General features: G+C 37.4%; 12 protein-coding genes. 8 read left to right on the top strand and 4 right to left on the bottom strand.

What is annotated here, in order from left to right; all coding sequences use genetic code 11:
• Positions 1–33: 33 nt before the first annotated feature.
• On the top strand, positions 34–1257 hold the full coding sequence (locus tag NY607_RS13460; RefSeq protein WP_131521875.1) for a M16 family metallopeptidase: 1224 nt from the start codon (positions 34–36) through the stop codon (positions 1255–1257).
• Positions 1258–1555: 298 nt separating this feature from the next.
• On the opposite strand, the gene NY607_RS13455 is transcribed toward NY607_RS13460, so the two are convergent.
• Genes NY607_RS13455 through NY607_RS13440 form a run of 4 tightly spaced genes read right to left on the bottom strand, consistent with a single transcriptional unit; the run spans position 1556 to position 4031 of the window.
• Positions 1556–2170 (bottom strand): ABC-2 transporter permease, encoded by a 615-nt coding sequence (locus NY607_RS13455; RefSeq protein ID WP_237899678.1) that lies wholly within the window; start codon positions 2168–2170, stop codon positions 1556–1558.
• 10 nt (positions 2171–2180) lie between these two features.
• Complete coding sequence (locus NY607_RS13450) at positions 2181–2807, bottom strand: ABC-2 transporter permease (protein ID WP_131521873.1); 627 nt, start codon at positions 2805–2807, stop codon at positions 2181–2183.
• A 2-nt stretch (positions 2808–2809) separates the two neighbouring features.
• Positions 2810–3652 (bottom strand): ABC transporter ATP-binding protein, encoded by an 843-nt coding sequence (locus NY607_RS13445; protein WP_131521872.1) that lies wholly within the window; start codon positions 3650–3652, stop codon positions 2810–2812.
• A 1-nt stretch (position 3653) separates the two neighbouring features.
• Positions 3654–4031 carry a GntR family transcriptional regulator gene (locus tag NY607_RS13440; protein WP_004224968.1) on the bottom strand — a complete coding sequence of 126 codons (378 nt, stop codon included), beginning with the start codon at positions 4029–4031 and terminating at the stop codon, positions 3654–3656.
• Between the two features lie 142 nt (positions 4032–4173).
• On the opposite strand from NY607_RS13440, the gene NY607_RS13435 reads away from it, so the two are divergent.
• The 7 genes from NY607_RS13435 to NY607_RS13405 all read left to right on the top strand — a co-directional run bounded on the left by NY607_RS13435 (position 4174) and on the right by NY607_RS13405 (position 12235).
• Positions 4174–4437, top strand: coding sequence for a YlmC/YmxH family sporulation protein (locus tag NY607_RS13435; protein ID WP_004224966.1), 264 nt, complete (start codon positions 4174–4176; stop codon positions 4435–4437).
• Positions 4438–4446: 9 nt separating this feature from the next.
• Positions 4447–5226 carry an NAD(P)-dependent oxidoreductase gene (locus NY607_RS13430; RefSeq protein ID WP_004224963.1) on the top strand — a complete coding sequence of 260 codons (780 nt, stop codon included), beginning with the start codon at positions 4447–4449 and terminating at the stop codon, positions 5224–5226.
• Complete coding sequence (locus NY607_RS13425) at positions 5220–5810, top strand: dipicolinate synthase subunit B (RefSeq protein WP_004224962.1); 591 nt, start codon at positions 5220–5222, stop codon at positions 5808–5810. The genes NY607_RS13430 and NY607_RS13425 overlap by 7 nt, the downstream gene beginning before the upstream one ends.
• An 82-nt stretch (positions 5811–5892) precedes the next feature.
• Positions 5893–6930, top strand: coding sequence for an aspartate-semialdehyde dehydrogenase (locus tag NY607_RS13420; protein WP_048391546.1), 1038 nt, complete (start codon positions 5893–5895; stop codon positions 6928–6930).
• A 13-nt stretch (positions 6931–6943) separates the two neighbouring features.
• A complete protein-coding gene (gene dapA, locus NY607_RS13415; protein ID WP_048391545.1) occupies positions 6944–7843 on the top strand; it encodes a 4-hydroxy-tetrahydrodipicolinate synthase in 900 nt (299 codons plus the stop codon).
• 278 nt (positions 7844–8121) lie between these two features.
• Positions 8122–9789, top strand: coding sequence for a ribonuclease J (locus NY607_RS13410; protein ID WP_048391543.1), 1668 nt, complete (start codon positions 8122–8124; stop codon positions 9787–9789).
• 154 nt (positions 9790–9943) lie between these two features.
• Positions 9944–12235 (top strand): FtsK/SpoIIIE family DNA translocase, encoded by a 2292-nt coding sequence (locus tag NY607_RS13405; protein ID WP_131521870.1) that lies wholly within the window; start codon positions 9944–9946, stop codon positions 12233–12235.
• Positions 12236–12377 lie beyond the last annotated feature (142 nt).

Here is a 12377-nt window from a genome sequence, read left to right as displayed (position 1 = left end):
AAGTAGAGGATTTTTATAATTGGGGGAGATAGTTTGGTTCAAGTACATACATGTCAGAATGGTGTTCGTATTGTATCAGAGCAAATTGATCATGTAAGATCAGTGGCATTAGGTATCTTTGTGAATGCTGGCTCTCGCTATGAGCTACCTGAAGAGAATGGTATCACACATTTTATTGAGCATATGTTGTTTAAAGGCACAACAACTCGTTCAGCTCGTCAAATTGCTGAAGAATTTGATCGAATCGGAGGAGAGCTAAATGCCTTCACATCGAAAGAAAATACATGTTACTATGCTAAAGTTTTAGATCATCATGCGGAGCTTGCGGTCACAATACTAGCAGATATGTTTTTTAATTCTACATTTGCGGAAGAAGAATTAGAAAAAGAGCGACAAGTAGTATTAGAAGAAATTTTAATGAGCGAAGATGCTCCTGATGATGATGTTCATGAGAAGCTGTGGGGTGTCATGTATCCGAATGATGCACTCGGTCGTCCAATACTAGGCACAGCTGCTACATTAAAGACATTTACAGCAGATGCTATACGACAATACATGGATAAACATTATGGGCCAGAGTCCGTTGTTATTTCTATTGCAGGTAATATTTCATCTCAGCTTATGCAAACGATTGAAGATTTATTTGGTCACTATCAACCTTCACCTCATGCTATGGCACCTGTCCTGACAAACCCTTCATTTTATCCAGGAGAAATTACAAAAATACGCGATACAGAGCAGGCACATGTCGCGATTTCCTATCCAGCAATCGGTGTAAAAGATCCAGATATGTATAGCTTTATTGCGCTTAACAATATTATTGGAGGGAATATGAGTTCTCGATTGTTTCAGGAAGTACGAGAAGAACGTGGGCTAGCCTATTCTATTTTTTCCTATCAATCGTGTTATGCCGATGTAGGTGCTTTTACGATTTATGGTAGTACTAGTCGACAGCAATTAGCACAGCTTCAGCACACGATTGATGCCACTTTATTAGATATTGTAGCGGGTGGTGTTACAGAGGAGGAGCTTGATAATGCGAAAGAGCAGCTTAAAGGCAGCTTTGTCCTTGGGCTAGAAGGGACGGGGGCTCGTATGAATCGTAATGGAACAAGTGAACTTGTCCATCGCAAGCATCGAACAGTAGACGAGGTTCTTAAATCGATCGATGCCGTATCGATGGAATCGGTGGATCGACTGATTGCTAAAATTTTAAAAGCAGAGCCAGCTATCTCAATCATAGGTCCTAGCGAATAAAGATATTATAATTAGAAGCATATAAAAAGGAGAACTTTGATTAATTTCGAAGTTCTCCTTTACTATCTGGGAAAGTCTGTTATTTTCAATGTGGATAAGTGTCAACAACCCTCCATAAGATGAGTAGTGAACACCTTTGCTAAAAAGGTAGCACTTTATGAGCTGGTGTGGAAAACTTTACCCTCGAGGAATAGTGAGACTAGTCTGCCTTTAAACCAAGAAGGTAGCGGCCCTGCACATGCCCATAGGAAAGCAAGTAGCCTGCAATGGGAATCCATTTCCTATTTTTAATGAATGTTTAGCAAACTTCCTTTGCCATATATAAATAAAGACATTTGTGAAACACAAGAAAAGTGATGAGGATACTAACCAGTGTTGGTATGAATAAGATAATTAAATTTGCAGCTACTAGTGATAAATAATAATGAATAACAAAATTTAGCAGAATGATAAGCACAATAGCTGTAAGCATTCTAACCGTTCGCATTCTCTCTGTTTCATCAAGATGCTGAATATAAAATTGACTACAGATGAGGAAAGAAGCGCTACTTATATAGGCACAGTACATAGCAAGATGCTCTATAAAATTTTCAGATGCATCAGGTTGTGAGAAATACATAGGCGCAAGGACAATAAAGAGCAATGCAATAAGGCCATAGCAAAATAAAAAATCGGATTGCAATTGTGTTTTCTTTGATAGAGGTAGCGTATTGACATACATTGTCCACTTTACTTGACGGTCGCCTCTATATAAATTATCTACGATGTTGGCTGAAATTACGACAACAAATAATCCGATAGAAGGACTATCTACAAAAGGTAAATGAACAAAATGAAGAAGTAAACATATCGTCATTGTAAAAAGAATAGTCCATTTTTGTACGACGATTCTTTGTAACAACAGTGCTCGCATGGGATCCCTCCTAAAACTCTTTTCTTTTATAAATAGCAGTAGAAACAAGAGAGGAGAGGCAGAGCAGTATAAGTCCGCCCAAAGGTGCTAAATAGACATATTGCTTTAAATATAAAAAGGTTTGAGTCATATCAGGGATATATTCTTTAAACATCCCCGTTAAGAAGCCAGGGATAAAACAAAACGCAATGAGGACTATTCTTCCTTTAATAGAGCCAAATTTAATATAGATAGGTAGTAATACGGCTAATAAACAGAGCGCCGATGTTACGATCAAATTAAACGTTAGGAAAAATTCTGAAGTAATGTCGTTATTGGTAAAAAAATTGATGAAAAATAGGATAGGTAATGCCATAACAAGGCCGATAATCATTAACATCACACTAAGTATATATTTACTTAAAACGATATCCGTTTTAGGAATTGGTAAAGTATTAGCGTATTTATCCCACTTACTGTGTTCATCGTAGCTAAGCGCAGTTATCGCTTGTATCGTAACAATAAAAACAATAACAGCTAGAAGCATTGCGCTTTGCTGCATAAAAATCGCCATCACAAGAAGAAATACAAGAACAAATGCTTGTGCTTTCATTTGTCGTTGAATGGTCATTAAATCTTTTAGGATAAGTCCTACCATATTTAAACACTACCTTTCACGAAAAATAGCATAATATCTTCAATAGAAGGTCTTTCAAGTCTGAAAGCCTCATTTACTTCATTTTTCAGAACTAATGCTTCTATTCCAAATGCACCAGGACGGGTTCTCAGAATAGCATGCTCTGGCAAGTCGTTTACTTCCTCATTGTTACCTTTGAAAATACCATATTCATATAATAAAGCATCTTTACTCTCGCTCAATAAAATCTCACCATTATGAATTAATGTAATATAGTCAGCAATTTTTTCTAAATCGCTTGTAATGTGCGAAGAAAATAAAATGCTGTGGGTTTCATCCTGCATAAATGCTAAAAATAAATCCAGAATTTCATCCCGAATAATAGGGTCTAAACCACTTGTGGGCTCATCTAAAATCAATAATTTTGGATGATGTGCCAATGCTAAGGCAATTGATAGCTTCATCCTCATTCCTCGTGAAAGTTCCTTAATCTTCTTCCTCTTTGGTACCTTAAATTGGGCCAATCTTTCAAAATAATAGTCTGAATCCCATGTTTGAAATACTTTTCTCATGATTTTGTCGAGTTGCGTCGCATTTAGCGTTTCTGGTACATGTAAATCGTCAAATACAACGCCGATGTCGTTTTTTATCGATAGTTCGTGTTCGACATGATCTTTGCCAAATAGCAAAATTTCGCCATATTCCTTTTTTAGTAAATTCAGCATGCATTTTATCGTAGTTGATTTGCCAGCCCCGTTTTCTCCAACAAAACCCATTACAGTGCCTTGAGGGACGGAAAAACTTATATCTTTTAGAAAAAAGCCTTCAAAGCCCTTATGTAAATCATGAATTTCAATGGCATTCATATTACTTATCCTCCTCTAACATTAAAGATAGTAGTTCTTGTAATTCTTCACTAGAAAGTCCAGCGGTTTTCGCTATTTTTGCTGCCTTTTGCAAGTGCCCCTCTACCTGCCGTAATAGCTCCTCGCGTAGAAAGTCTTGATTTCGTTCTGTGACAAAGCTCCCTTTACCAGCGACTGTTTCAATGAAACCATCTCGCTCTAAATCAGCATAGGCACGTTTAGTGGTCATCACACTTATTTTTAAATCCTTTGCTAAAGCGCGGATAGAAGGTAGTGCATCACCTGCCTGTAATTTATTAGCTAAAATAGCCTCCTTGAGCTGTATGGTGATTTGCTCATAAATAGGTTTTTCACTCGCATTACTTAAATGGATATGCACAAATCATCACCTCTTATAACTGTATATATACACTATATACAGATAGCGGTGAAAATGCAACATATTCGTACTTTTGGTAGGGGTCACGATTTGCAAAAAGTCGGCATATATTGAGGTAACGGCTCAAGGAGGGAGATGAGGCATGTTACTATCTGAGATGGTGGATAAGGAGTTAATTCAAATTGAGGGTGGCGTACATTTTGGCATCCTGGCACATACAGAATGCCTATTAGATGTGCAAACAGGGAAAATACATGGTTTTGAAATTGTGAAAGATAAACTACCATTCCAAAAAAAGAAAATGAAAGTTAGTGAAATGATACCTTGGCATGAAATTATTTTAATTGGTGAAGATCGTATTTTATTTAATAAGACATCTACAGTACAGTCAGAATATTTACAGTGAGGTGAGCTTTTGGAAAACGAAAAATGGCTTGTTATCGGTGAGGACTCCCGATTAAAGGAACTAGCTACAATGCTAAGAAGTCCATCGAGAACAGTGTTTTATAAAAGAACGACCGTATGGAACGAAGAGTTAAATAAACTTGTTTTAGAATTCCAGCCTAATAAAATTGTATTACCTATTCTTCCATTAAAAATAGAAGTTGAGCAGCTCTATGGTATATCACAAGTGAAATTTTATACAGGTCGATTAACAATGCATTGGAAGCAATTACTAGAGAAAAATGAATCTATTTGCTATTTACAACAAGAATCATTTATTTGGCAAAATGCTCGATTAACAGCGGAGGGATTTATCGCCACATTTTACGGACTCGAGCAAAAATGTATTTACGGACAAAATTTCACAATCGCAGGTTTTGGTCGTATCGCAAAAATGCTCGCCTCTTTACTAGTTAAGATGGGTGCAAATGTTCATATTGTTGCACGTTCAGTTGTACAAGTGAGTGAAGCAAAAGCATATGGTTATAAAGCCACGAATTTAGATGATCGTCAATGGTCTATTACAGATGGCATTTTTATTAATACAATTCCTGCTAAATGGATCACAGAATCATTTATAGAGCATGTTCCAACTGTTTTATATGACTTGGCTTCAGAGCCAGGATGTTTAGATATAGATTCTGATCAATTACAAACATATGTACTATTGCCATCATTACCTGGGAAATACTTTGCACATGATGCAGCTACAATATTGTGCAAGGCAATAGAGGAGGAAGAAAATTGTTAACGGGGAAACGAATTGGCTTAGGTATTACTGCTTCTCATTGTACGTATGAAGATGTAGTACCTAAAATCCAAAATTTTATTGATGTCGGAGCAACAGTAATTCCAATCATTACCCATTCCGTTTTACATGCAGCTACACGCTTTGGTACAGGTGAAGAGTGGATTGCCAAAATAGAAGCTTTGACAGGAGAAAAAGTTATTTCTTCTATAAAAGAGGCAGAGCCATTTGGTCCATCCAATCCATTAGATGCAATGGTCATTGCCCCCATGACAGGCAATAGCATCAGTAAATTTGCTAATGCAGCAACAGATAGTCCTGTGTTAATGGCAGCAAAGGCAACTTTGCGTAATGGTTCACCTGTAGTTTTAGGTATTTCCACAAACGATGCACTAGGCTTAAATGGCATAAATATTATGAAGCTGTTAAATGCCAAAAATATATATTTTATTCCCTTTGGTCAGGATGCCCCTCACTCCAAACCAAATTCTTTAATTGCTGATTTTGAGCAAATGGTGGATACTGTTCATGCAGCAATTACGCAGAAAAAGCAATTACAACCGCTGTTGATACAATATTTCAAATAAATAAGAGATTACACACAATTTTCAGTATTTTTGTGATACAATAGCACACATTATGGAACATGTATTCAAGGAGAGATGACAGATGACAAAGCAGTTAACAGTTGCGGTTGTTGGGGCAACAGGTGCAGTAGGATCGAAAATGATGGAGCAGTTGATTAAACGTAAATTTCCGATTGGACATATTAAATTTCTAGCTTCTGCTCGTTCAGCAGGAAAATCAATCGAATTTAATGGGGAAACATATACAATTGAAGAAGCGACACCTGAGGCTTTCGAAGGCGTCAATGTCGCTTTATTCTCAGCTGGTGGTTCAGTATCAGCTGTGCTTGCACCAGAAGCAGCTAAGCGGGGTGCAGTAGTTATTGATAATACGAGCCATTTTCGTATGGATCCAGAGGTACCGCTTGTCGTGCCTGAAGTGAATCGAGGCGACTTAGCGAAGCATAAGGGAATTATTGCGAATCCAAACTGCTCGACAATTCAAATGGTAGCTGCGCTTGAACCAATTCGTCATGCATTTGGTTTAACAAAAGTAATTGTTTCAACTTATCAGGCAGTATCAGGTGCAGGGATTTCTGCGATCCAAGAATTAAAGGCACAAAGCGAAAACTGGGATGCAGGTAAAGATGTAGAAGCAAATATTTTACCGTCTGGTAGTGATAAACGTCATTACCCAATTGCTCGTAATGTCATTCCACAAATCGATAAATTCACAGATAATGGATTTACATACGAAGAAATGAAAATGATTAATGAGACGAAAAAAATCATGCATGCACCAGAGCTAAAAGTAGCTGCTACTTGTGTTCGTGTGCCAGTCGTTTCAGGTCACTCTGAATCTGTTTATATTGAGGTAGAGAAAGACGCGTCAATCCAAGAGATTTTCGAAGTATTACGCAACGCACCAGGTGTGGTATTACAAGATGATATTGCAACACAAACTTACCCAATGCCTATTTATGCAGAAGGGGAAGACGCTACTTTTGTAGGACGTATCCGTCAAGATTTAGACAACAGCAAAGGGTTCCATCTATGGATCGTTTCTGACAATTTATTAAAAGGCGCCGCATTAAACTCTATCCAAATTGCAGAAGCAATGCTTGAGGATAACTTACTATAAGAGGGGTGTAAGGATGAATTTAGGTCGAATTGGAACGGCAATGATTACGCCGTTCAAAAATGATGGCACGATTAATTATCCAGAACTAGAACGTATTATTAATCATTTAATAGACAATGGTACTGATTGTATTGTTGCTTGTGGTACGACTTCTGAAAACCCAACTATGTCTACAGAAGAGAAAATTGAAGTTGTACGCTTTACAGTTGAGAAAGTAGCAGGACGCGTACCAGTTATTGCAGGTACTGGGGATAATGAAACAGCTTACTCTATCGCAATGACACATAAGGCAGAAGAAAATGGAGCGGACGGCATTATGCTTGTAGCTCCCTACTATAATAAGCCAAATCAACGTGGGATTTATGCTCACTTTGAAACCATTGCTAAACAAACGAGTCTCCCTGTTATGCTTTATAATGTTCCAGGGCGTACTGGGGTCAATGTTGCCTATGAAACTTCTGTTGCATTAAGCAAGATTCCTAATATTGCTTGGATTAAGGAAGCGAGCGGTAACTTAGATCAGATGGGTGATGTTATTGAGAATGTTGATCCAGCTGATGATTTCTTAGTGTATAGTGGGGACGATGGTTTAACACTCCCACTAATGGCCATTGGCGGAGCAGGTGTTATTTCTGTAGCTGCCCATGTGGTAGGCAATGATATGCAATTAATGATTAAAGCGTTTGAAGAAGGAAATCATAAGCTAGCAGCCCAAATTCACCGAGCCTTATTACCTTTAGTACGTGCGCTGTTCGCTCAGCCCAACCCTTCACCGATTAAATATGCGATGACAAAATTAGGATTTGATACACTCAATGTTCGTTTGCCAATGATGGAAATGACAGATGAAGAGAAAGCTAATTTTGATCGAATTTGGGATACGTATCAAGAAAAAGCGAAAAGTTTTAGATAAATAGCAGCGAGGCTGATAGCATTTCAGCCTCGTTTTTTATATTTTATAAAATAAAAAGTATGTACCAAATTTGTAACTCCTCGTCCTTACAAATACTTATTTAGCTCTATTTATACAGGATAGCCAATATTTGTTTTCCATCTGCTAGTAATAAGCAAATAGCAGGAAAATCTATTTCCAACGTGAAACATGTATTTTTAATTTGTGCAAAAGCTTTGCAAACCGTATAATAAATGTTAAGTGGTTGCTGTTCGGGATATTTTTTAGGAGGAAATAAATTGACAAAAAAGAAAAATGAATTAATCCGCATCATCCCTCTTGGTGGTGTAGGCGAAATTGGGAAAGCCATGTACGTAGTAGAAATTGATGAAGAGCTATTTGTGGTGGATAGCGGCTTAATGTTCCCAGAAGATGAAATGCTAGGTATAGATATCGTGATTCCTGACATTACTTACTTAGAAGAAAATAAAGAACGTGTGAAAGGTATTTTCTTAACACATGGTCATGAAGATGCAATTGGCTCTATTGCCTATGTATTACAAAAAATAAAGGCACCTGTGTACGGATCGAAATTAACTATTGCATTAGCAAAGGAACATTTAAAAGAATTACCTGCACCACATCAAGTAAAGTTTTTTGAAGTAACAAACCGTAGTCGTATGAATTTTAACTCAACGTATGTAACATTCTTCCACACAACACATAGTATTCCCGATTCGTTAGGGGTAGTGTTCCATACATCTGAAGGCGCGATTGTTCATACAGGAGAGTTTAAATTCGATCAGTCAGCGACAGGTAAATTTAAACCTGATTTAGCAAAAATGGCACAGCTAGGTGAAGATGGCGTTTTCATTCTATTATCTGAGTCTTGCGAAGCTGAGCGACCAGGATATACGACATCAGAGATTGTCATTGAAGAACAATTATCAAAAACATTCCACTCAGCACCAGGTCGTATTTTAGTAGCTGTTTACGCATCGAATTTTATTCGAATTCAACAAGTATTTGCTCAAGCTCAGAAATCATTCCGTAAGGTTGTAATTGTAGGCAAACCATTGGAAAAGGCAGTTGATTTAGGCGTACAGCTTGGTTATTTAACAGTCGAAGAAGATACAATTATTCCGATCTCGGAAATGCAAAAATATCAAGATGATGAAATTATCATTATTGCAACAGGCAACAGAGGAGAGCCTCTCGATGCTTTAGAAAAAATTGTCCGTAAGCACCATCGTGATATTAAAATTAAACAAGGTGATACGGTACTAATTACGTTTACACCTTCTCCTGGCATGGAAGTTCAAATGGCGAATACAATGAACTCAATGTCAAAAGCAGGCGCTGAAATTTTGACTTCTAGCAAAAATGTCCATGTTTCAGGACATGGTAGCCAAGAAGATTTAAAGCTGATGCTAAACTTAATGCAGCCAAAGTATTTTATTCCTGTACAAGGAGAATACCGTATGCTAATTGCGCACTCTAAATTAGCACAACAGCTAGGTATGCAAAAATCCCAAATTTTTATCGCGGATAAAGGGGATATCGTAGAATATAAAAATAATAAAATGCGCATGAGTGGTCGTGTACAAGCTGGTAATGTCTTAATTGACGGTATTGGTGTAGGCGATGTAGGTAATATTGTCCTTCGTGACCGTAAATTATTATCGCAGGATGGTATTTTCATTGTGGTGGTAACATTAAATCGAGCACAAAAGAAAATTGCCTCTGGGCCAGAAATTTTATCACGAGGCTTTGTCTATGTACGAGAATCAGAGGAATTAATGATTGAGGCTTCTGACATTGCGAGGAATGTGATTGAAAAGTACGTTGGGAAAGAAACCTTTGAATGGACGAACATTAAACAAGAAATTAGAGATACGCTAAATACGTATTTATTCCAAAAAACAAAACGTCGCCCAATGATTATTCCTATAATTATGGAATATTAATTGAACAAACTCATCGTATATGCTTTGAGGAAAAAATAAATGAAAAAGGATTTTCTCCCAATTGCGGTGGAAAATCCTTTTTTTGAAATATTCAAGTTCTACATGTGATGATTCGCTACATATATAGAATGGATTGCAGAAGAAGGTGAATTAGATGGCAGTTAGTAAGAGAAAAAAAGTTACTAAAAGTAAAACGACAACTGAAAAAAAAGAAATGCATCCGCTTATGTACGAAATTTTAGGGTTGCTCTTAATTGCATTAGCAGTCATTATGATTTTTGAATACGGCATGATCGGGCGGATTCTACAAACAATCGCCATGTTCCTTTTTGGTAATTTACATTTTGCTGTTCCATTTATGCTTATATTTGTTGCATTGTTAATGATGATTGGTCGTAAAAAAGTTGGGATAAAGGATCGATTAATACTGGGCATGTTCCTCATTGTTTCGAGCTTAACGATTTTTAGCCATGGCATATTATTTGAACAACTATCCAAATCAGGTGGTCTGCTATCTGATTCTGTACTACGTGAATCATGGCGAATTTTGATTAATACAGATGGTATCATTCATCGTAGTAATGCTTTGGGGGGTGGCATGGTTGGTGCCCTACTCTTTAGCGGGCTTCATGTGTTGTTTGAAGCCTCAGGGGCAAAAGTTGTTGCTTGGGTTATTTTCTTTATCGGTTTAATTCTTGTCACTGGTAAAGCATTAGTGCCTTATTTAGCAGAAAAAACGCCAGATATATTTGGTAAATGGAAAAAAAAGCATCGTGATAAGAAAAAAAATACACCGAAAAAACCAAATAATCGTCGTTCAAGGGTAGAGAGTGGAGATGAAGTAGCAGCCGTTAATCAATCTATAGATATGCCTGAACAAGAAGAAGAAATACCACATGAACCGATTATTTCTGCGTTTACACAGAATGTTTCACAGGAAAGAGAAGTGTTGGATACAACTCACTTGGTGGAAAATGAACTAGAAGAAGCAACGGATGATGTCCAGATTCAGGGTACAGATGCAGTAGAAAATGCTGATTATCAGCTCCCATCATATAATTTATTACAATTACCACCACAACATGATCAAAGTGGTGAATATTCAGTGATTCAGGCAAATGCCAAAAAGCTTGAGCAGACATTACAAAGCTTTGGCGTAAAGGCAAAGGTGACACAGGTGCATTTAGGTCCTGCTGTTACGAAATACGAGATTTTACCAGATATCGGTGTGAAAGTAAGCAAAATTGTCAATTTGCAAGATGATCTTGCATTAGCATTGGCAGCTAAAGATATTCGTATGGAAGCACCAATTCCTGGGAAATCTGCGATTGGTATAGAAGTACCTAATAGTGAGGTCGCTATTGTAACACTTCGTGAGGTATTAGAATCGAAAGATGGTGCTAAGCCTGAGGCATTATTACAAGTAGCATTTGGTCGTGATATTACAGGACAAGCTGTATTAGCAGAGCTCAATAAAATGCCACATTTACTTGTAGCTGGTTCTACAGGTAGTGGGAAAAGTGTTTGTATAAATGGCATTGTTGTATCCATACTAATGCGTACAAAACCGCATGAAGTGAAGCTCATGATGATAGACCCAAAAATGGTTGAATTAAACGTTTATAATGGGATTCCACATTTATTAGCGCCTGTCGTAACGGATGCACGTAAAGCTTCGCAGGCACTGAAAAAAGTGGTATCTGAAATGGAACGTCGCTATGATTTGTTTTCTCATACAGGTACAAGAAACATTGAGGGCTATAATGCACATGTCCAAAAGGTTAATGATCAAACAGAGGAAAAGCATCCAAAGCTACCTTATATTGTGGTTATAGTAGATGAGTTAGCGGATTTGATGATGGTCGCATCAAGTGATGTAGAGGATTCGATTACACGTTTAGCGCAAATGGCAAGGGCAGCTGGCATTCATTTGATTATTGCCACACAACGACCAAGTGTAGATGTTTTAACAGGTGTCATTAAAGCAAATATTCCATCCAGAATTGCTTTTGCTGTTTCTTCCGCGATTGACTCAAGAACAATTTTAGACATGGGTGGAGCTGAACGATTATTAGGACGAGGTGATATGTTATTTTTACCTGCTGGAGCTTCTAAACCAAAAAGGGTGCAGGGTGCCTTTTTATCAGATCAAGAAGTGGAGGCAGTCGTTCATTTTGTTATAGAACAGCAAAAAGCTCAGTATCAGGAGGAGATGATTCCTACTGAAGAAGAAACCATTTTAGAGGAAACAGATGATTTATATGATGAAGCAGTCCAATTAGTTGTCAATATGCAAACAGCATCTGTCTCTATGCTTCAACGTCGCTTCCGTATTGGTTATTCAAGAGCTGCACGTATTGTTGATCAGATGGAGCAACGCGGTATTGTTGGGCCTCCAGAGGGTAGTAAACCTCGTCAAGTACTTGTTCACCAATACGATAACTAAGCAAAAAATGAAGACGAAAATGGTGAGAGCAATTGTATTTTTGTCCAAAAATTTGCAGATAAAATAAAGAAAGAATGAATTCTATAACAGATTTTACTCAAAACTGTTTATTTCATTCTGCAAAAATGTTATATTTATGAAC

This window comes from Lysinibacillus sp. A4 (genome assembly GCF_024919535.1).
Taxonomy (GTDB): Bacteria; Bacillota; Bacilli; order Bacillales_A; family Planococcaceae; genus Lysinibacillus; species Lysinibacillus capsici.
Note: the sequence above shows the minus strand (reverse complement) of the source record. Positions and strands in the feature narration are given on the sequence as shown.

Bases quoted from the DNA above. Each gene is read 5' to 3' on its own strand.
- NY607_RS13455 (WP_237899678.1), bottom strand. From the start codon at position 2,170: ATGCGAGCACTGTTGTTACAAAGAATCGTCGTACAAAAATGGACTATT.
- NY607_RS13450 (WP_131521873.1), bottom strand. From the start codon at position 2,807: ATGGTAGGACTTATCCTAAAAGATTTAATGACCATTCAACGACAAATG.
- NY607_RS13445 (WP_131521872.1), bottom strand. From the start codon at position 3,652: ATGAATGCCATTGAAATTCATGATTTACATAAGGGCTTTGAAGGCTTT.
- NY607_RS13435 (WP_004224966.1), top strand. From the start codon at position 4,174: ATGTTACTATCTGAGATGGTGGATAAGGAGTTAATTCAAATTGAGGGT.
- NY607_RS13420 (WP_048391546.1), top strand. From the start codon at position 5,893: ATGACAAAGCAGTTAACAGTTGCGGTTGTTGGGGCAACAGGTGCAGTA.
- dapA (WP_048391545.1), top strand. From the start codon at position 6,944: ATGAATTTAGGTCGAATTGGAACGGCAATGATTACGCCGTTCAAAAAT.
- NY607_RS13405 (WP_131521870.1), top strand. From the start codon at position 9,944: ATGGCAGTTAGTAAGAGAAAAAAAGTTACTAAAAGTAAAACGACAACT.